We start from the raw sequence: 19757 nt of genomic DNA on the forward strand, positions 1-19757 counted from the left end.
ATGGGACTGGGGCGTCGCCTCTACCGCGGCGAGATCGACGTCGACTTCGTCGGCAAATGGCGGCTGTGGTACAGCCTGTCCGGCCTGCTGCTCGCCGTCTCGCTGGCCGGCCTGCTGATCAACGGGCTCAACCTGGGCGTGGAGTTCAAGGGCGGCACGATCTTCTCGTTCAAGTCCTCGCAGGCCACGGTCGAGCAGGTGCGTGAGTCCGTGCTCGACCAGGGCGTGCACCAGGTGATCGTCCAGCAGGCGGGCACGAATGGCTGGCGGGCCACCACCGAGAGCCTGCCGGAGGACACCCGGACCCAGCTGCAGAGCGAGATCGCCAAGGACTTCGGGGTCCCGCTCGACCAGGTGAGCATCCAGGCCATCGGCCCGTCCTGGGGCGGTGAGGTCTCCCAGAAGGCCTGGATCGGCCTGGGCGTGTTCATGCTGGCGATCATCCTCTACCTGTCGATGGCGTTCGAGCCGAAGATGGCGCTGGCCGCGATCGTCGCGCTCATCCACGACCTCGTCATCACGGCGGGCATCTACGCCTGGTCGGGCTTCGAGGTCACGCCGGCGACGCTGCTGGGCTTCCTGACCATCCTCGGTTACTCGCTCTACGACGCGGTCGTGGTGTTCGACATGATCAAGGAGGTCACGGCCAAGCTGGGCCACACGTCCAAGCAGACCTACTCGATGGCCGCCAACAACGCGCTCAACCACACGCTGATCCGATCGCTGAACACCTCGCTGGTCGCGATCCTGCCGGTGGCGGCGATCCTGTTCATCGGCACCACGGTGCTCGGCGCCGGCACGTTGAAGGACCTGTCGCTGTCGTTGTTCGTCGGCATGGTCGTCGGCACCTACTCCTCGTTGTGCGTGGCCACGCCGCTGCTGGTGACGCTGAAGGAACGCGAGCCGAAATACCAGGCCATCGCCAAGCGGCTGGCCTCCACGGGCGGCGCCAAGGGAGCGAAGAGCTCCAAGAAGGCCGCGGCGGCCAAGGGATAGCCCACTCGCCTTCCGTGACGCCCTCGCCCGGCATCGGGCGGGGGCGTGGTCGTGTCCCCGGGCCTCGTGAGCGACCCGGCGCGGCCTTGAGAACGCCCCTGGCGAGGGTGTACGGCCGTGGCGCGCAGAGGTGAACGCCGCGGCCGTCGTCATGCCGCCAGGAACGCTCTGAGGCGCGCAGGGGCGCGTACGGGGAGGCTTGCGGGCGGAGGAGGGGTCCGGCCAGGGTCCGCTATGCACCATCATGGAGCGCGGCAGACGGCCGGTGAGGAATGCGAGGAAACACCATGAGCGAGCTGGACACGTTGATCCTGGAGCGGATCAGGGACGTTCCCGACTACCCGAAGCAGGGCGTCCTGTTCAAGGACATCACCCCGCTCCTGGCCGATCCCGTGGCGATGGCCGCCGTGGTGGACGAGCTGGCCGGGTTGCACCAGGTCGACAAGATCGTGGGGATCGAGGCACGCGGGTTCATCCTCGCCGCTCCGGTGGCGTACCGCGCGGGCGCCGGGTTCGTGCCGGTGCGCAAGAAGGGGAAACTGCCCGCCGAAACCCTCGAGGAGTCCTACGATCTGGAATACGGCTCCGCGAGCATCGAGGTCCACCGTGACGCCCTCGCGTCCGGCGAGCGGGTTCTCATCGTCGACGACGTGCTGGCCACGGGTGGCACCGCCGCGGCGGCCGTGGAGCTGGTCAAGCGGACGGGAGCCGAGGTCGCCGGTGTGGCGGTGCTGATGGAGCTGGCGTTTCTGCACGGACGTGAGCGGCTGACGGGAGTGCCGTTGCATTCGCTCGTGATCGTGTGAACCGCCCCGCGACTGCTCAAGTTGGCTGCCTGGATACACTTGGGGGATCTGGACTCGAACGTGAGGAGTCATTGCGTGAGGAGTCTGTGTGCCCCGTGATGTGGTCGCGCCCGACGTAACCGAATCCGGCAACGCCGAAGCGCCCGGCGTGCCGGCGGTGCGCCGAAGGCGGTTTGGGGGTGGGGCCATGAACCCGGTGCTGGAGCCGTTGTTCCGTACGGTCCGCGCCACCCACCCCAAGGCCGACCTGCGTCTGATCGAGCGTGCCTACGACGTCGCGGCCTACCACCACCGTGACCAGAAGCGGAAGTCGGGCGACCCCTACATCACCCACCCGCTGGCGGTGGCGACGATCCTGGCCGAGCTCGGCACCGACGACGAGACTCTGTGCGCGGCGCTGCTGCACGACACGGTGGAAGACACCGCCTACAGCCTCGACGAGCTGCGCGGCGACTTCGGCGAGACGATCGCCTCCCTGGTCGACGGCGTCACCAAGCTGGACAAGGTCAAGTTCGGCGACGCGGCGCAGGCCGAGACCGTGCGCAAGATGGTCGTCGCCATGTCGCGCGACATCCGCGTGCTGATCATCAAGCTGGCCGACCGGCTGCACAACATGCGCACCATGCGCTACCTGCCCGAGCACAAGCGCCACCAGAAGTCGCGCGAGACGCTGGAGATCTTCGCCCCGCTGGCCCACCGCCTGGGCATGAACACCATCAAGTGGGAGCTCGAAGACCTGGCCTTCGCCATGCTCTACCCCAAGCGCTACGACGAGATCGCGCGCATGGTGTCGGAGCGGGCGCCGCGCCGCGACCTCTTCCTGCAGGAGGTCATCGAGAAGGTCTCCGGCGACCTGCGCGAGGCCAAGATCCGCGCCGTGGTCAAGGGCCGGCCGAAGCACTATTACTCCGTCTACCAGAAGATGATCGCCCGCGACGTGGCGTTCGACGACATCTATGACCTGGTGGGCATCCGCGTGCTGGTCGACAGCGTGCGCGACTGCTATGCCGCCCTCGGCACGATCCACGCCCGGTGGAACCCGGTGCCCGGGCGGTTCAAAGACTACATCGCGATGCCCAAGTTCAACATGTACCAATCGCTGCACACGACGGTGATCGGTCCCGAGGGCAAGCCGGTGGAGCTGCAGATCCGCACCCACGCGATGCACCACAGGGCCGAATACGGCGTGGCCGCCCACTGGAAATACAAGGAGGAGGTCGGCAGCCCCGGCCCTCCCGGCAAGGTCAAGCCGGGCAGCGACATGGCCTGGTTGCGCCAGCTCCTCGACTGGCAGAAGGAGACCTCCGACCCGGGCGAGTTCCTCGAGTCGCTGCGGTTCGACCTGTCGGTGTCGGAGGTCTACGTCTTCACCCCGAAAGGGCAGGTCATCGCGCTGCCCGAGGGGGCCACGCCAGTCGACTTCGCCTACGCCGTGCACACCGAGGTAGGTCATCGCTGCATCGGCGCGCGGGTCAACGGGCGGCTGGTGCCGCTGGAGTCGCGGCTCGGCAACGGCGACACGGTGGAGATCTTCACCTCCAAGTCGCCCGACGCCGGCCCTTCGCGCGACTGGCTGAAGTTCGTCAAGTCCGGCCGGGCCCGCAACAAGATCAGGCAGTGGTTCTCCAAGGAGCGCCGCGAGACCGCGATCGAGGCCGGCAAGGAGGCCATCGGGCGGGCCATGCGCAAGCAGGGCCTGCCGCTGCAGCGGCTGATGTCCGGCGAGGCGCTGCTGGCGCTGGCCCGCGACCTGCGCTATCCCGACGTGTCCGCCCTCTACGCGGCCGTGGGCGAGGGGCACGTCGCGGCCCAGAACGTCGTGCAGAAGCTCGTGGCCTCGATCGGCGGCGTCGACAGCGCCGAGGAGGACATCGCCGAGACCTCGCTGCCGACGCGGCTGCGCGGCCGTCCCCGGGGCGGTGGCGGCGCGGGCGTGGTCGTCGCGGGCGACGCCGACGTGTGGGTACGCCTGTCGAAGTGCTGCACCCCGGTGCCCGGCGACGAGATCGTCGGCTTCGTCACCCGCGGCCACGGGGTGTCGGTGCACCGCGGCGACTGCACCAACGTGCAGCAGCTCAAGGCACAGCCCGACCGGCTGGTGGAGGTCAGCTGGTCGCCGAGCGACGACAGCGTCTTCCTGGTGGCCATCCAGGTCGAGGCGCTCGACCGGCCGCGACTGCTGTCCGACGTCACGCGTACGCTCTCCGACCAGCACGTCAACATCCTCAGCGCCTCGGTGACGACCTCGCGCGACCGGGTGGCGGTCAGCAAGTTCACGTTCGAGATGGGCGACCCCAAGCACCTGGGGCACGTGCTGAAGGCCGTACGCGGCATCCAGGGCGTCTTCGACGTCTACCGGGTGAGCGGCGCGGGCGGCTGAGCCGGGGCGGTCGGACGGGGCGGTCGGACGGGGCGGTCGGACGGGGCGGTCGGACGGGCGCTCAGCCCGCCAGGCCGGGCAGGTTGACCACGATCGCCTCCTGGGTGCTGCGGGCGATCACCACCACCGCCTCCTGTGACGGGTCCGGATTCTCCTCCCGGTGGGGCACGTACGGCGGAACGTAGATGTAGTCGCCCGGGCCCGCCTCGATGCGCACCTCCTTGGCGTCCTCCAGGAAGACGAACGCCGGCGTGCCGCTGACCACGTAGATGGCCGTCTCGGACGCCCCGTGGTGGTGGTCGGACGAGCGGGTGGCGGGCGCGACGTGCGTCTGGCCCATCCACAACCGCGTGGAGCCGGCCGTGGCGCCGCTGATGGCGGCCAGCCGGCGCATGCCGGAGCTCTGCGCCGTATCGCCCGAGAGCCCGCCGGCGGGCATGTGACGCAGCGGCTGGTGGAACGGGTCGCCCTCGGTCCGGTAGCCCTCCCAGAGCCGCCCTCCGGCCCCCTCCAGCACGCTCGAGGCGACGGCGGCCAGGCGTACGGGGTCGTCGTGCGCGGCGAGCAGCTCGCCGGCCAGCTCGGGGTCGTGCGCGCGCAGCTCGCGCAGCAGCCACTTGCCGCTTCCCTGCCACCTGCGCCCCACGCCCAGCGCGGTCCTGGCGGCCTCCTGGACCACCTCCCAGCGGATGAACGCCTGTTCGCCGGCGTCGGTGACGCCCGCCAGGTCGTCGAGCAGATCGGACAGCACGTAGCGGGCCCGCTCGGCCTGGTCGGGCGTCAGCCCGCCGGGCCCTGCGGCCAGGCGCTCGCCGAGCACGCTCTGCAGGTCGCTGGCCCGCCCGCCCGTCCTGTCGGCCAGCACCGCGCCCTCCGCGCACATGCGCGCCAGGCTCGGCCTGCGCCTGCCGAAGTCCTTGTCGAAGTAGGCGCGCAGGCTGGTCTCGCTGTGCACGAACAACTCCACCGGCCACCCGCGCCAGCGCAGCGACTCGCGGTAGGGGGCGGCCAGGCCGTCGAGCACCACCACGACGTCGAGATCGGAGGTGCTGGTGCGGCGCTCGGTGAGCACGCTGCCGCCGACGAAGGCGTACAGAGCCCCCGGGAACATCTCCTCGACCAGGGCGCGCGCGTCGGTGACGGGATCCATGCCGTCAGCCTAGATCCCAGGTGCCGGCGCGCGCCGCCCGATTCGGCGTCCTGCTCCGCAGGGGGCGTGGCTCAGCTGAACTCGGCCAGCGTGCGCTCGGCCTCCTCCAGCCACGACCGGCGGGCGGTCAGCGCCTCCTCGGCCTCCTTGACGTCCTTGGCGCGCCCGGCGGCCTGCGCCTTGGACAGCCGCTTCTCCAGCTGGTCGATGGAGGTGCGCAGCTGGTCGACCGTGCTCTGGGCGCGGGCCCTCGCCTCGGGGTTGGAACGCTTCCACTCGGCGTCCTCGGCCTTGCGCACCGCGTCGTCGACCTTGCGCAGCCCGCCTTCGAGCCGGTCGCGCTGGTCGCGCGGCACGGGGCCGGCGGCCTCCCAGCGCTCCAGGATGTGCCGCAGCGCCGCCCTGGCCGTGCGTGCGTCGGTGACGGGGAGGATCTTCTCCGCCTCGGCGAGCAGTTGCTCCTTGACCGCGGCGTTGGCCGCGAGCGAGGCGTCGCGCTCGGCGAACACGGCGGAACGGGCCTGGAAGAACTGGTCCTGGGCGCTCTTGAAGCGGGCCCAGAGCTCGTCCTCCGCCTCGCGCGAGGCCCGGCCGGCGCTCTTCCACTGTTGCATCAGGTCGCGGTAGATCGCCGCGGTGCCGCCCCAGTCGGTCGAGTCGGACAGCGCCTCGGCCTCGGCGACGATGCGCTCCTTGGCCGCGCGCACCTCCTCGCGCTGCTCGTCGAGCCCCGCGAAGTACTGCTTGCGGCGCTTGGCGAACGCCGTGCGGGCGGCCGACAGCCGCTTCCACAGCGCGGCCTCGGTGACCCGGTCGATGCGGTCGGCGGCCTTCCACTCCTCGATGAGCTGGCGCAGCCGCTCGCCGCCGGACTTCCAGTGGGTGGTCTCGTCGGCGATGCGTTCGGCCTCGGCGACGATGCGTTCCTTGACCGCCCTGGCCTCGGCCCGCGCCTGCTCGCGAGCGGCCTTGACCTCCTCGCGGCGCTGGGCGACCAGCTCCGTCAGGCCGTCGAGCCTGGCCGTCAGCGCGGCGAGGTCGCCGATCGCGTGGGCGTCGGCGACGGCCTCGCGCAGCTTGACGATGCTCGCCTCGGCCTGTGCCGGAGCCAGGTCGGTGCTCCTGACGCGCTGTTCGAGCAGCTGGACCTGACCGGCCAGCTCGTCGTACTTGCGATGGAAGTAGGCCAGTGCCTCTTCGGGTTCACCGGCCTGCCAGGACCCGACGGCTCGCTCTCCCTCAGCCGTACGCACGTAGACGGTGCCGTCGTCGTCTACCCGGCCCCACGGGTCGGTGCTCACCGTGTCCTCCCGCACTATCCATCAGACCCTTCGGGACTACTTCGTCCCTAGTTTGTATTACGTCAGCTCTTGCCGGCGAATGTCACGTCTTTGATTTCGACGCTTTGCTTCGGCGCTCCGGTCCCGTCTCCCGCGTCTGCGACGACGCCTGCTTTGTTCACCTTGTCCAGGATGTCCAGCCCCTTGGTGATCGTACCCACCGGCGTGTATTGCGGGGGGAGGTTGATGTCTCCGAAAACCAGGAAGAACTGGCTGCCCGTGGTGCCGGGCGCCTGGGTCTTGGCCATCGCCATCACACCCCGCTTGTACGTGGCACCCTCCAGGTTCTCCTCGGCCATGACGTAGCCGGGGCCGCCCGAGCCGTCCTGGCTCTTGCCGTCGGCCTTGGCGAACGGGTCGCCGCACTGCAGCATCGGGAACTGGTCGCTGCCCAGCCGGTGGCACTTGCTGCCGTCGTAGTAGTTCTTCTTGGCCAGGTGCTCGAGCGAGTTGGTCGTGCACGGCGCCTTGGCGTTGTCGAGCTCGATCACGATGTCGCCGCGGTTGGTCTCGAACGTCATCGTCTTCGTCGCCGGTTTGGTCTTCACCTTCTTCGGCGGCATGCCGACGTCCTTGACCTGACCGCCGGTCTTGTCGGCGGCGTAGTCGCACGTGCCCGCCGCCGCGTCGTAGGGCTTGGGCCCCGTGGACTCCGCCGCCGAGGCGGTGTCCTGGGGCGTCGCCGTGGGGGACGCGGCCGCGTCCGTCGGCGTGTCACCGCCGCCCATGAACGCGATCGCGGCCACGATGCCGCCGACCACGATCACCACGCCCATGGTGGAGCCGATGATCGCCGTGCGCCTGGCCTTCTGCTCGCGCTCGAGACGGCGCTGCATCTGCCGCTCGTAGTGCTCACGCGCCAGCTGCTTCTGCCGGTCCTTCCCCGTGGCCACCGCTTTGCCTCCCATAGTGAATCAACTGAGGTGGGCGAATCGTATCGGCCAATGGGTAATGATTCGCAGCCCGGCGACCCGCACCGGTACCCTTCGGTTACATTCCCATTGGCTTTTCGACGAGATCACCTGAGGCAGATGCTCATCGCCGGCTTCCCCGCAGGGGCCTTCCAGACCAATTGTTACGTCGTCGCGCCTGCCGCCGGCGAGGAGTGCGTGATCGTCGATCCCGGCCAGGACGCGACCGAGGGCGTCGACGAGCTGCTGCGCGAGCACCGGCTCAAGCCGGTCGCGGTCCTGCTCACCCACGGCCACCTCGACCACGTCTGGTCGGTGGCTCCGGTCTGCGGCGCGCGTGACGTCCCCGCGTGGATCCACCCCGACGACCGCCACCTGCTCAGCGACCCCGCCGCCGGCTGGTCCGACACGAGCGCCCAGCTGTTCGGCGGCCTGACGCTGAGCGAGCCCGACGACGTGCGCGAGCTGTCCGACGGCGCCGTGCTCCGGCTCGCCGGCCTCGAGCTCGTGGTCGACCACACCCCGGGCCATACCAGGGGGTCGGTGAGCTTCCGGTCGCCCGGCGACGAGGTCATGTTCTCGGGCGACCTGCTGTTCGCCGGCTCCATCGGCCGATCTGACCTTCCCGGCGGCGACTACGCCACGATTCTGCGCAGCCTTGCCACCAAGTGTCTGCCGCTGCCGGACGATACGGTCGTCCTGCCGGGCCACGGACCACAGACAACGATGGGCCGCGAGCGCGCCGTCAACCCATACCTGAAAGAGGCGGCGCCGCACGCCGGTCCCACACGAGGGATCTAATGAGCTTCCAAGCACCGAAAGGCACCTTCGACTGGCTGCCTCCCCGCTCCGAGCGGGTTCTCGCCGTACGCGAGGCTCTCGCCGCGCCGCTGCGCGGAGCGGGCTACGGCTACATCGAGACGCCTGTCTTCGAGGACACCCAGCTGTTCGCCAGGGGCGTAGGCGAGTCGACCGACATCGTCTCCAAGGAGATGTACACCTTCCCCGACAAGGCGGGCCGTTCCCTGACGCTGCGCCCCGAGGGCACGGCCTCCGTCGTGCGCGCGGTGCTGCAGCACAACCTGCACGCCGGCCAGCTCCCCGTGAAGTTGTGGTATTCCGGCAGTCAGTTCCGCTACGAGCGGGCCCAGAAGGGCCGCTACCGCCACTTCTGGCAGGTGGGCGCCGAGGCCCTCGGGTCGGAGGACCCGGCGCTCGACGCCGAGCTCATCCTGCTCGGCGCCCGCGGGTTCGCCTCGCTCGGCCTCAAGAACGTCACGCTGCTGCTCAACTCGCTCGGCGACAAGGCCTGCAGGCCCGCCTACCGGGCGGCGCTGCAGGAGTTCCTGCGCGGCCTCGACCTCGACGCCGACACCAGGGCCCGCATCGAGATCAACCCGCTGCGGGTGCTCGACGACAAGCGCCCCGAGGTCCAGGCCCAGCTCACCGGCGCGCCCTTGGTGGTCGACCACCTGTGCGCGGCCTGCAAGGCCTACCACGAGGAGGTCCGTTCGCTGCTGGCCGCGTCCGGGGTCGCGTTCGACGACGACCCGCGGCTGGTGCGGGGGCTCGACTACTACACGCGCACCACGTTCGAGTTCGTCCACGGCGGGCTCGGCTCCCAGTCGGCCGTCGGGGGCGGCGGGCGTTACGACGGGCTGAGCGAGATGCTCGACGGCCCGCCGCTGCCCGGCGTCGGGTGGGCGCTCGGGGTCGACCGCACGTTCCTGGCCATGGAGGCCGAGGGGCTGCTGGACGACCACGCGCAGTCGCGCGTCCAGGTGTACGGTGTCCCGCTGGGCGAAGAGGCCCGCCGCCGGATGTTCCTGATCGTCAGCGAGTTGCGCGCGGCGGGCGTCAGCGCCGACATGGCCTTCGGCGGCAAGGGGCTCAAGGGCGCGATGAAGGGCGCCGACCGCTCGGGTGCCGCGTTCGCGCTGATCCTGGGCGAGCGTGACCTCGCGGCCGAGGTCGTGCAGGTGAAAAACCTGACCGACGCCGAGCAGACCGAGGTGCCGCTGGCCCAGGTCGTCGACGTTCTGAAGGGGAAGGTGCGGTGACCGGCCGGGTCGTCGCCGTCGCTTCGTGGTCTCTCCTGCCCGTGCGAAGGGAAGGCGCGGTGATCCGCCGGCAGGCTGATGCCGGGTCGCCGCCGTCCGTTCGCCTCTTCCATCCGTGTGAAGGGAAGGCGCGGTGATCCTCCGGCCGGCACGTGCCGGGTCGCCGCCGTCCCTTCGCCCCTCCTATCCGTACGAAGGGAAAGTGCAGTGATCCGCACGCATACCGCCGGGTCGCTCCGTGAGGAGCACGCCGGGCAGCAGGTGACGCTCGCAGGATGGGTGGCCCGCCGCCGTGACCACGGCGGCGTCGTCTTCATCGACCTGCGTGACGCCTCCGGCTCGGCGCAGGTGGTCTTCCGCGAGGAGGACCACGCCCACGACCTGCGCGCCGAATACTGCGTGCAGGTCGTCGGCCAGGTCAGGGTGCGCCCCGAGGGCAACGAGAACCCCGACCTGCCCACCGGCGCGATCGAGGTGGTGGCCGACCGGGTCGAGGTGCTCAGCGAGTCGGCGCCGCTGCCGTTCCCCATCGAGGGCAGCGTGGGGGTGTCGGAGGAGGCGCGGCTCAAATACCGCTATCTCGACATCCGCCGCCAGCAGGTCGCCACGGCGATGCGCACCCGGTCCAAGGCCACCTACCTCGCCAACGAGGTGATGCACGAGCTCGGCTTCGTCTACGTCGAGACGCCGACGCTGACCCGTTCCACGCCTGAGGGCGCGCGTGACTTCCTGGTCCCGGTGCGCCTGCAGCCCGGCAACTGGTACGCGCTGCCGCAGTCGCCCCAGCTGTTCAAGCAGCTGCTGCAGGTGGCCGGGCTGGAGCGCTACTACCAGCTGGCCAAGTGCTACCGCGACGAGGATCTGCGGGCCGACCGGCAGCCGGAGTTCACCCAGATCGACGTCGAGATGTCCTTCGTCGACCAGGAGGACGTGATCCAGGTCGGCGAGACGCTGATCGGCCGGCTCTGGAAGGAGATCGCCGGCTACGAACTTCCGACGCCGCTGCCGCGCATGACGTACGCGGAGGCGATGGACCGCTACGGCTCCGACAAGCCGGACCTGCGCTTCGGCCAGGAGCTCGTCGAGATGACCGCCTACTTCTCCGGCACCTCTTTCCGCGTCTTCCAGGCCGACTACGTCGGCGCCGTCGTCATGCCCGGCGGAGCCTCGCAGACCCGTAAGGAGCTCGACGGCTGGCAGGAGTGGGCCCGCTCGCGAGGCGCCAAGGGCCTGGCCTACGTGCTCGTCCAGGAGGACGGCACGCTCGGCGGCCCGGTCGCGAAGAACCTGTCGGAGGCGGAGATCTCCGGGCTGGCCGGCAAGGTCGGGGCCAAGCCCGGTGACGCGGTGTTCTTCGCCGCGGGCGCCAGGAACGCCGCGCGCGACCTGCTGGGCGCGGCCCGGCTGGAGATCGGGCGTCGCTGCGACCTCATCGACGAGTCGCAGTGGTCGTTCCTGTGGGTCGTCGACGCGCCCATGTTCGAGCCTGTGTCCGATGAGTCCGGCGGCGAGGGCGGCTGGACGGCCGTGCACCACCCGTTCACCGGGCCGAAGCCGGAGTGGGCCGACAACTTCCAGGACCACCCGGGTGAGGCACTGGCCTACGCGTACGACATGGTCTGCAACGGCATGGAGATCGGCGGCGGCTCGATCCGTATCCACCGGGCCGAGATGCAGCAGCGCGTGTTCGACGTGCTCGGCATCTCCAAGGAGGAGGCGGAGAGCAAGTTCGGCTTCCTGCTGGAGGCGTTCAAGTACGGCCCGCCGCCGCACGGCGGCATCGCCTACGGCTGGGACCGCATCTGCATGCTGCTGTCCGGTGGCGAGTCGATCCGTGACGTGATCGCGTTCCCGAAGACGGCCTCCGGCTTCGACCCGCTCACGGGCGCGCCCACGCCGATCACGGCCGGCCAGCGCAAGGAGGCGGGCGTCGACGCGCCGCCCAAGCCGTAACAGGCCGCAGAACGGGTGACGGCAGGCGCCGCGCGGCGCCTGCCGTCACCCGTTTCGAGCCGTCAGGAGAAGGCGATCTTCTTGATGATCACCGGCTTCTTGGGGGCGGTGGTGCCGCCGTCGCCGGTGATGTCGGCGTTGTTGAGGAGCAGGTCCTGCCCGCTCGTGGCCAGCCCGAGCAGCATGTCCATGCCCTCGCTGACCGTTCCGATGACCGAGTAGCCCGCGCCGACCTGAAGGTTCTCGTCCGACAGCGAGATGGCGAACTGGCTGTTGTTGCGGCCCGCCGCCTCACTGGGCTGGGTCATGAACACCACGCCCTTGCCCAGCGGGATCTCGGCGTTCTCGTCGGCGTAGACGTAGCCCGCGGTGCCCTGGCCGTCGGTCGGGTTCTTGCCGTCGGCCTTGGCCTGCGGGTCGCCGCACTGCAGCATGTGCACGCCGGCGACGTCGGGTGTGACCAGCCGGTGACATTTCATGTCGTCGTAGAACTTCTTCTTGGCGAGGAAGCGCATCGAGTTGACCGCGCACGGCGCCGCGTCGGTCATGAGGTCGACGGTGAAGCTGCCGCGGTTGGTGGCGACGGTCATCTTCTTCAGCTTCATGTCGGGCTTCTTGCCCGGCAGCCCGACGAACTTGTGCGGGAGCGACTTGTCCCGCTTGTACGTGCAGGTCACCGGACCTGTCTTGGTCGGGCTCGGCGTCGTCGGCGGGGTGACGGACGCGCTGGCGGAGGGGGTGCTCTGCGCCGTGGCCTCGCCGGGGTCCTTGTCGACCATCGTGGTCGCGGCGTAGATCCCGCCCGCCACCACGACCACTGCCACGCCGGCGCCGAGGAAGGTGTTCCGCCTCCCCTTGGAGGTCTGGTCGGCGGCGCGCTTGATCTGCCGTTCCTTGTGCTCCCGCGCCAGCTCTCTCTGGCGGTCTTCTTCGTTCTGGCGGTCGTCGCCGCTCACCGCTATGTCCTCTCGCTTTTGCCCACGCATGACCAAACAACTCCGCGCATGCTACCGGCCTCCGATATGTGCCGGACGTAAGTGGCGAAAGCCGCTGGATGCGACGGGTGTGATCGCTGCACACCGCCGTCGCCTCGCCCGCGTTCCCCATGACCTGCGTGGCAGGGGCGCGGACCGCCGCCGCGCGGGCTTCGCGGCCCGGCGGACCCTGTAACCTCGCGTTGTGGACAGCCTGTTCGATTCGGCGGCTGAGGAGGCCACGCCGCAGCCGCTCGCGGTGCGCATGCGCCCGCGCACCCTCGACGAGGTGATCGGCCAGCGGCACCTGCTCGGCTCCGGCACCCCCCTGCGGCGCCTGGTCGAGAGCGAGGCGCCCATGTCGCTGTTCTTGTGGGGGCCGCCGGGCACCGGCAAGACGACCCTCGCCTACGTGGTCTCCAACGTCACCAAGCGCCGCTTCGTCGAGATCTCCGCCGTGTCGGCGGGCGTCAAGGACGTGCGGGCGGCCATCGACAACGCCCGGCGCGAGCTGGGCATGACCGGCCGGCAGACGGTGCTGTTCGTCGACGAGGTGCACCGCTTCAACAAGGCCCAGCAGGACGCGCTGCTGCCCGCCGTGGAGAACCGCTGGGTCACGTTCATCGGCGCCACCACGGAAAACCCGTTCTTCTCGGTCATCTCACCGCTGCTGTCCCGCTCGCTGCTCCTCACGCTGGAGTCCCTGACCGACGACGACGTCCGCGCGGTGCTGGAGCGGGCGGTGTCCGACCCGCGCGGCCTGGGCGGGCGCGCGACGCTGGCGCCGGAGGCCCTGGAGCATCTCGTACGCCTCGCGGGCGGCGACGCGCGCCGGTCGCTGACCTATCTGGAGGCGGCGGCGCTGCTGGGCGACGACATCACCGTCGAGGTGGTGGAGAAGGCCGTCGACAAGGCCGCCGTACGCTACGACCGGCAGGGCGACCAGCACTACGACGTGATCAGCGCCTTCATCAAGTCGATGCGCGGTTCCGACGCCGACGCCGCGCTCCACTACCTCGCCCGCATGGTCGAGGCCGGCGAGGACCCCCGGTTCATCGCCCGGCGCATCGTCATCTTCGCCTCCGAGGACGTCGGCATGGCCGACCCCACCTGCCTGCAGACCGCCGTGGCCGCCGCGCAGGCGGTGCAGCTCATCGGGCTGCCCGAGGGGCAGATCAACCTCGCCCAGGCGGTGATCCACTGCGCGACGGCGCCCAAGTCCAACGCGGTCGTCAAGGCCATCGGGGCGGCCATAGGAGACGTGCGCAAGGGCCTGATCGGCCAGGTGCCCGGCCACCTGCGCGACGCCCACTACGCCGGCGCCGCCAAGCTGGGCCACGGCGACGGCTACAAATACCCCCACGACTTCGACCACGGGCTGGTGCGCCAGGACTACGCCCCCGAGCAGGTGCGCGACAGGCGCTACTACGAGCCGACCCGGCACGGAGCCGAGGGGCCCGTGGCCGAGCGCTGGGCCAGGATCCGTGCCTTCCTGCGCGGCGCCTGAGGTCCGCGAGCGTGCCCCGGCGGATGTACGGTTACAGCAGTGACGGCGGGACACGCCGCGAGCGCGTCGGCGTTCCCGCTGATACCGGAGCGGCGGCTCGTGGCCGGGATCGTGGCGGCACGCGGTCTCACGCGGGCGGTCACGGAAGTGCCGGGGGCCGACGTGGCGGCCTGATCAAGGTCGCTTTCCCCACTAATGTGGTCGCTCGAACGCGATAGGGTCTTGCCGTTCCGGCCCAGCGTACGAGGGAGATGCGCGGATGCTTACCGCTGGAGAGGTCGCCGGGCTGATCGCGGCCACGGGCTGGATAGTCCTGGTCTGCGTGCTGGCCATGGTGCTCGTCAAGGTCGCCAGGCTGCTCACCGAGACCACCAAGGCGGTCTCCGATCTCAACAACCGGCTGACGCCGCTGCTCGACGACATGAGCGTCACGGTCAACGAGACCAACAGGCAGCTGGTCGCCGTCGAGGCCATCGCCAGAGACGTCAAGCAGGTCAGCGGCCACGCGGCCAAGCTCAGCGCGGTGACGCAGACCATCTTCACCGGGCCGCTGATCAAGGTCTCGTCGCTCGGCTACGGCGTGCGGCGCGCCATCGAGGCCCGCACGCCGGCCAGGCCGAGGCGGGCGCCCCGGGGGACGGCGCCGAGGCGGCCGAGATGATCAGGCGGCTGTTCTACCTCTCGCTCGGCGCCTTCCTCGCCTTCTGGGTGATGCGCAGGCTGCAGGCGCTCCACCCCGACCACGTCGCCCGCCGCACCGCCCACGGCGCGGCGGGCATGCTCCGGCAGGTGAGAGACTTTACTTCCGACGCGCTCGGCGAGGCGGCCGGCCGCGAAACAGAGTTGCGGGCGCGCTTCGGGCTCGACGACGCTGATGACCACAAGTGATTTCACAACCAACGCAAAGGATGGCCACCATGGAGTCGGCAGAGATCGCCCGCCGCTTCCTGCGCTTCTTCGAGGAGCGTGGGCACAAGATAGTGCCCTCGGCCAGCCTGATCGCTGAGGACCCCACGCTACTCCTGGTTCCTGCCGGTATGGTGCCGTTCAAGCCGTACTTCCTGGGGCAGCGCAAGCCTCCGGCGTCCCGGCTGGCCACCGCGCAGAAGTGTGTGCGCACCCCCGACATCGAAGAGGTCGGCAAGACCACGCGGCACGCCACCTTCTTCCAGATGCTGGGCAACTTCTCCTTCGGCGACTACTTCAAGGCCGAAGTTATCCCGTTCGCGTGGGAGCTGCTCACCAGGTCCGAGTCCGACGGCGGCTTCGGCTTCCCCGAAGACCGGCTCTGGGCGACCGTCTACCTCGACGACGACGAGGCGTACGACATCTGGCGTAACAGCGTCGGCCTGCCCGAGGAGCGCATCCAGCGCCGCGGCCTGGAGGACAACTACTGGCACATGGGCGTGGCCGGGCCCGGCGGCCCGTGCTCGGAGATCTACTACGACCGCGGCCCCGAATACGGCAAGGAGGGCGGCCCCGTCGCCGACGAGGACCGCTACCTCGAGGTGTGGAACCTCGTGTTCATGCAGTATCAGCTCAGCCAGGTCCGTTCCAAGGTCGACTTCGACGTGGCCGGCGAGCTGCCCTCGAAGAACATCGACACCGGCATGGGCCTCGAGCGCATGGCGACGATCCTGCAGGGCGTCGACAACCTCTACGAGATCGACACCACCTACAAGATCCTCGACCGCGCGGCCGAGCTCACCAAGACCCGCTACGGGCGCGACCACCGTTCCGACGTCAGCCTGCGGGTGATCGCCGACCACGTGCGCACCGGCACCATGCTGGTCGCCGACGGCGTCCTGCCCGGCAACGAGGGCCGCGGCTACGTCCTGCGCCGCATCCTGCGCCGCACGGTGCGCAACCTGCGCCTGCTCGGCTCCGGCGACGACCGCTACATGCACGAGCTGACCGACGTCGCGATCAACGTCATGGGCGAGCAATACCCCGAGCTCAAGGCGGACGCGCCGCAGATCCACGGCATCATCGACGCCGAGGAGGCGTCCTTCCTCGGCACGCTGCGCACCGGCACGGCCATCTTCGACGTGGCGGTCGAGGAGACCAAGCGCAGGTCGGCCACGACACTCCCCGGCGAGCAGGCGTTCAAGCTCCACGACACCTACGGCTTCCCCATCGACCTGACGCTGGAGATGGCGGCCGAGCACGGGCTCAAGGTCGACGAGGAGGGCTTCCGCCGCCTCATGAAGGAGCAGCGGCAGGCGGCCAAGGCCGACGCGGCGGCGAAGAAGACCGGCAACGCCGACATCTCCGTCTTCGGGCAACTGCTCGAGGCGTCGGGCAAGGTCGACTTCCTCGGCTACGACCAGACCGAGGCCGACACCAGCGTGGTCGGCATCCTCGCCGACGGGGCGTCCGTGCCGGTGGCGGGCGCGGGTTCGAGCGTCGAGATCGTGCTCGCGCGCACCCCGTTCTACGCCGAGGGCGGCGGCCAGCTCGCCGACCAGGGCGTGATCCGCACCAGCGGGGCGGAGGTCGAGGTCGTCGACGTGCAGTCGCCGCTCACGGGGCTCGTCGTGCACCGCGGCAAGGTCCGCAAGGGCGAGATCAGGGTCGGCGACGAGGCACAGGCGGAGATCGACGTCGAGCGCCGCCGCGCGATCTCACGCAGCCACAGCGCCACCCACCTCGTTCACCGCGGCTTCAAGAACGCGCTCGGCGAGACGGCGGCGCAGGCCGGCTCGGAAAACTCACCCGGCCGCTTCCGCTTCGACTTCACCGCCTCGGGCGCGGTGCCGCAGAGCGTGCTGCGCGATGTCGAGGACGAAGTCAACGCCGTGCTCATCAACGACCTCCAGGTCAACGCCTTCTACACCTCCCAGGCGGAGGCCAGGGCGATGGGCGCGCTGGCGATGTTCGGCGAGAAATACGGCGACGAGGTCCGCGTGGTCGAGATCGGCGACTACTCCCGTGAGCTGTGCGGTGGCACCCACGTGCACAGCTCCGGCCAGCTCGGCCTGGTCAAGGTGCTGGGCGAGCAGTCCGTCGGCGCCGGAGTGCGCCGCGTCGAGGCCCTCGTCGGCATCGACGCCTTCCGCTTCCTTGCGCGCGAGAGCGTGCTGGTCGCGCAGCTCACCGAGCAGCTCAAGGCGCGCCGCGAAGAGCTTCCCGAGCGCATCGACGGCATCGTCACCCGGTTGCGCACGGCCGAGAAGGAGCTCGACAAGCTCCGCTCCGCCCAGGTGCTCCAGGTGGCGGGCGACCTGGCCGCTCAGGCTCGTGACCTGCAAGGAGTCTCCGTGGTGACACACCGCGCGCCTGATGGCACCGGCGCGGATGATCTGCGTAAGCTCGCGCTTGATGTGCGTGGCAGGTTCCCGGCCGACAGACCGGCGGTCATCGTGATCGCCGGCGCCCCCACCGACAGGCCCGTGGTGGTTGCCGCGGTCAACGAGGCGGGGCGCGAGCAAGGGCTCAAAGCCGGGCAACTGGTCGGCGTCGCCGCCAAGGCTCTTGGGGGTGGCGGTGGCGGCAAGGACGATGTCGCGCAAGGCGGCGGCACGCGACCGGAGGCGATCGGCGACGCGCTGCGCCTGGTCGAGCAGGCTGTCGCTGACCAGGTCAGTCGATAGCCCGGCCGGCATGAGATTCGGTGCGCGGATCGGCGTGGACGTCGGCTCCGTACGCGTGGGCGTGGCCCGCAGCGACCCTTCGGGCATGCTGGCCACGCCGGTCGAGACCGTCAGACGCGGCAAGGGCACCCTCGACCGCATCGCCGCGATCGTCGCCGAGCATGAGGCGATCGAGGTCGTGGTCGGGTTGCCCACCTCGCTGTCGGGGCGTGAGGGGCAGGCGGCCGCGCTGGCGCGCGAGTTCGCCTCCGCCCTGGCTGCCCGGGTGGCGCCGACACCGGTGCGGTTGTTCGACGAGCGGCTGACCACGGTGACCGCCCAGCAAGGGCTCAGAGCCAGCGGCGTGCGGGCGAAGAAGCAGCGCGGCGTCGTCGACCAGGCGGCCGCGGTCGTGCTGCTCCAGGATGCCCTCGACTCCGAACGCGCCACGGAAAGACCACCAGGCAGGCCCGTCGAACCGCCACCGGCGGCCGGCGGACCTGCCTCATGAGCGGCCGATCGACGGGCCCCTGCCGTGACCGGCGCGGATGCGTGGCCGCCCCGTGCGCGGGGTCCGCTGCGGCGGAGCGAAGGTGCGCTCCCGTCACGGGCGCGCGTGGCGAGGTGGCCTCGTGAACGGCACGCCAGAAGACGACGACGTGATCCCGTTCCGCGACACGGACGACGACGCCGAGCCGATGATCGGCCGGGGGAGCGACGCCCGGCCGCACCAGGCTCCCGAACCGGGGACGCGAGCGGCTTCCGCGGCAAACCCAGAGCCGGGCTCCGGGCCGGGGTCTGGGGCGGGCTCGGAGCCGGGTTCCGTGCTGGGCTCGGGGGCGGGCTCCCGGGCGGAGGCCGGGCCGCCGTCCCAGCGGCGCCGCGCTCTGCGCCGGGCAGGGTTGCTCTCGACCGGGCTGCTCGTCTCGCTGGTCGCCGTGGGTGCCGGAGTCATCGCGGTGCTCAAGCCGTACATCAGTCCTGACGACTTCGAAGGGCCGGGCAGCGGTTCGGTGACCGTGCGCATCGCGCCCGGGTCGAGCGCGGAGGCCATCGGCTCGACGCTGGCCGACGCCGGGGTGGTGGCCAGCGCGCGGTCGTTCGTGAAGGTGTCGGAGGACCGCGCGGTGACCGGGCGGCTGCGTCCCGGCCACTACCGCATGCGCAAGGGCATGGCGGCGGGGGCGGCGCTCGATCTGCTGCTCGCGCCCTCGTCCAGGATCGTGAAGCGGGTCACCGTGCCCGAGGGCCTGCGCGCGGCCGAGGTGCTGGCCCGGGTGGCCCAGCAGACCGGGCTGCCGCTCAAGGAGTTGCGGGGCGTCGACAGTGCCCTTGTCGGGTTGCCTGACTACGCGCCGGGGATCGAGGGTTTCCTGTTCCCCGCGACGTACGAGGTCGAGCCGGGCGACACGGCGGTCGACGTGCTGGCGGCGATGGTGGAGCGCTTCCGCGCCGCCGCCCGGCAGGTGGGCCTGGCGGCCGAGGCCGCGAAAGTGCATCTGACGCCGCTGGAGGCCGTCACGGTGGCGAGCCTGATCCAGGCCGAGGGCGGCACCGACGCCGACTACCCCAAGATAGCCAGAGTGATCTACAACCGCCTCGCGAAGGACACGCCGCTGGAGATCGACAGCACCGTTCTGTACGCCCAGAATCGCCGGACGCTGAGGATCACGGAGAGCGACACCAAAGTCGATTCTCCCTACAACACCTATCGCCACAAAGGCTTGCCGCCCGGTCCCATCGCCAACCCCGGAGAGAAGGCGCTGATGGCGGCGCTGCACCCGGCGGAGGGTGATTGGCACTGGTTTGTCACCACTGATCCAGCACATAGAATCACCAAATTCACCGACAAAGAGAGCGAGTTCGTGAGATACCGGGAAGAGTTGAACAAGAACCTCGGGACGAGCTGATGTTCGGTGGACCCCCCGCTATCACCGCGCAAAAGCCCCAAAACGGGGCATGCGTCCTCTTCCCGTCCCTTAGCATGGCTACCCAGTGTGATCTCCGCTGGCCGTGGCAGCACGTCCGGCGGATCCCCCAGTTCCGCTCGGTGACCCCAGCCGGTTGGGCAGTTCCGCTTGACGCCTGGCCGGGCGTGCCGGGAGATT

General features: G+C 70.2%; 17 protein-coding genes. 13 read left to right on the forward strand and 4 right to left on the reverse strand.

Annotated elements, in window-relative coordinates:
• The 3 genes from secF (at position 1) to ABGB01_RS25590 (ending at position 4182) form a co-directional block, all read left to right on the forward strand.
• A complete protein-coding gene (secF, locus tag ABGB01_RS25580) occupies positions 1-996 on the forward strand; it encodes a protein translocase subunit SecF (protein ID WP_347776078.1) in 996 nt (331 codons plus the stop codon).
• A 287-nt stretch (positions 997-1283) separates the two neighbouring features.
• Complete coding sequence (locus ABGB01_RS25585; protein WP_347776079.1) at positions 1284-1802, forward strand: adenine phosphoribosyltransferase; 519 nt, start codon at positions 1284-1286, stop codon at positions 1800-1802.
• A 187-nt stretch (positions 1803-1989) separates the two neighbouring features.
• Positions 1990-4182, forward strand: a complete 2193-nt coding sequence (locus ABGB01_RS25590; protein WP_347621225.1) for a bifunctional (p)ppGpp synthetase/guanosine-3',5'-bis(diphosphate) 3'-pyrophosphohydrolase — start codon at positions 1990-1992, stop codon at positions 4180-4182.
• A gap of 61 nt (positions 4183-4243) precedes the next feature.
• On the opposite strand, the gene ABGB01_RS25595 is transcribed toward ABGB01_RS25590, so the two are convergent.
• From ABGB01_RS25595 to ABGB01_RS25605, 3 genes are all read right to left on the reverse strand, one after another.
• A complete protein-coding gene (locus ABGB01_RS25595) occupies positions 4244-5332 on the reverse strand; it encodes a cupin domain-containing protein (protein ID WP_347776080.1) in 1089 nt (362 codons plus the stop codon).
• A 71-nt stretch (positions 5333-5403) separates the two neighbouring features.
• Complete coding sequence (locus ABGB01_RS25600) at positions 5404-6633, reverse strand: DUF349 domain-containing protein (protein ID WP_347776081.1); 1230 nt, start codon at positions 6631-6633, stop codon at positions 5404-5406.
• Positions 6634-6695: 62 nt separating this feature from the next.
• Positions 6696-7565: a peptidylprolyl isomerase gene (locus ABGB01_RS25605; RefSeq protein WP_347776082.1), complete on the reverse strand. Its 870-nt coding sequence runs from the start codon at positions 7563-7565 to the stop codon at positions 6696-6698.
• Between the two features lie 138 nt (positions 7566-7703).
• On the opposite strand from ABGB01_RS25605, the gene ABGB01_RS25610 reads away from it, so the two are divergent.
• The 3 genes from ABGB01_RS25610 (at position 7704) to aspS (ending at position 11596) form a co-directional block, all read left to right on the forward strand.
• Complete coding sequence (locus ABGB01_RS25610; protein WP_347621229.1) at positions 7704-8384, forward strand: MBL fold metallo-hydrolase; 681 nt, start codon at positions 7704-7706, stop codon at positions 8382-8384.
• Complete coding sequence (gene hisS / locus ABGB01_RS25615) at positions 8384-9643, forward strand: histidine--tRNA ligase (RefSeq protein ID WP_347776083.1); 1260 nt, start codon at positions 8384-8386, stop codon at positions 9641-9643. Before ABGB01_RS25610 ends, hisS begins: the two co-directional genes overlap by 1 nt.
• A 207-nt stretch (positions 9644-9850) precedes the next feature.
• Positions 9851-11596, forward strand: coding sequence for an aspartate--tRNA ligase (gene aspS, locus ABGB01_RS25620; RefSeq protein ID WP_347648911.1), 1746 nt, complete (start codon positions 9851-9853; stop codon positions 11594-11596).
• Positions 11597-11658: 62 nt separating this feature from the next.
• Here aspS and ABGB01_RS25625 read toward each other — a convergent pair whose 3' ends face one another.
• Positions 11659-12552: a peptidylprolyl isomerase gene (locus ABGB01_RS25625; RefSeq protein WP_347776084.1), complete on the reverse strand. Its 894-nt coding sequence runs from the start codon at positions 12550-12552 to the stop codon at positions 11659-11661.
• A 223-nt stretch (positions 12553-12775) separates the two neighbouring features.
• On the opposite strand from ABGB01_RS25625, the gene ABGB01_RS25630 reads away from it, so the two are divergent.
• The 7 genes from ABGB01_RS25630 (at position 12776) to mltG (ending at position 19559) form a co-directional block, all read left to right on the forward strand.
• Positions 12776-14077 (forward strand): replication-associated recombination protein A, encoded by a 1302-nt coding sequence (locus ABGB01_RS25630; protein ID WP_347776085.1) that lies wholly within the window; start codon positions 12776-12778, stop codon positions 14075-14077.
• A 39-nt stretch (positions 14078-14116) separates the two neighbouring features.
• Positions 14117-14251 carry a hypothetical protein gene (locus tag ABGB01_RS25635; RefSeq protein ID WP_347776086.1) on the forward strand — a complete coding sequence of 45 codons (135 nt, stop codon included), beginning with the start codon at positions 14117-14119 and terminating at the stop codon, positions 14249-14251.
• A gap of 85 nt (positions 14252-14336) precedes the next feature.
• Positions 14337-14738: a DUF948 domain-containing protein gene (locus ABGB01_RS25640; RefSeq protein ID WP_347776087.1), complete on the forward strand. Its 402-nt coding sequence runs from the start codon at positions 14337-14339 to the stop codon at positions 14736-14738.
• Complete coding sequence (locus tag ABGB01_RS25645) at positions 14735-14965, forward strand: hypothetical protein (RefSeq protein ID WP_347776088.1); 231 nt, start codon at positions 14735-14737, stop codon at positions 14963-14965. The genes ABGB01_RS25640 and ABGB01_RS25645 overlap by 4 nt, the downstream gene beginning before the upstream one ends.
• Positions 14966-14994: 29 nt before the next feature.
• Complete coding sequence (gene alaS / locus ABGB01_RS25650) at positions 14995-17670, forward strand: alanine--tRNA ligase (protein ID WP_347776089.1); 2676 nt, start codon at positions 14995-14997, stop codon at positions 17668-17670.
• A 10-nt stretch (positions 17671-17680) separates the two neighbouring features.
• Positions 17681-18160, forward strand: a complete 480-nt coding sequence (gene ruvX, locus ABGB01_RS25655; RefSeq protein ID WP_132339202.1) for a Holliday junction resolvase RuvX — start codon at positions 17681-17683, stop codon at positions 18158-18160.
• A 121-nt stretch (positions 18161-18281) separates the two neighbouring features.
• Positions 18282-19559 (forward strand): endolytic transglycosylase MltG, encoded by a 1278-nt coding sequence (gene mltG, locus ABGB01_RS25660; RefSeq protein ID WP_347776090.1) that lies wholly within the window; start codon positions 18282-18284, stop codon positions 19557-19559.
• The last annotated feature ends 198 nt before the right edge of the window (positions 19560-19757 follow it).

The organism is Nonomuraea sp. B5E05 (assembly GCF_039880665.1).
In the GTDB taxonomy this organism is placed as follows: Bacteria; Actinomycetota; Actinomycetes; order Streptosporangiales; family Streptosporangiaceae; genus Nonomuraea.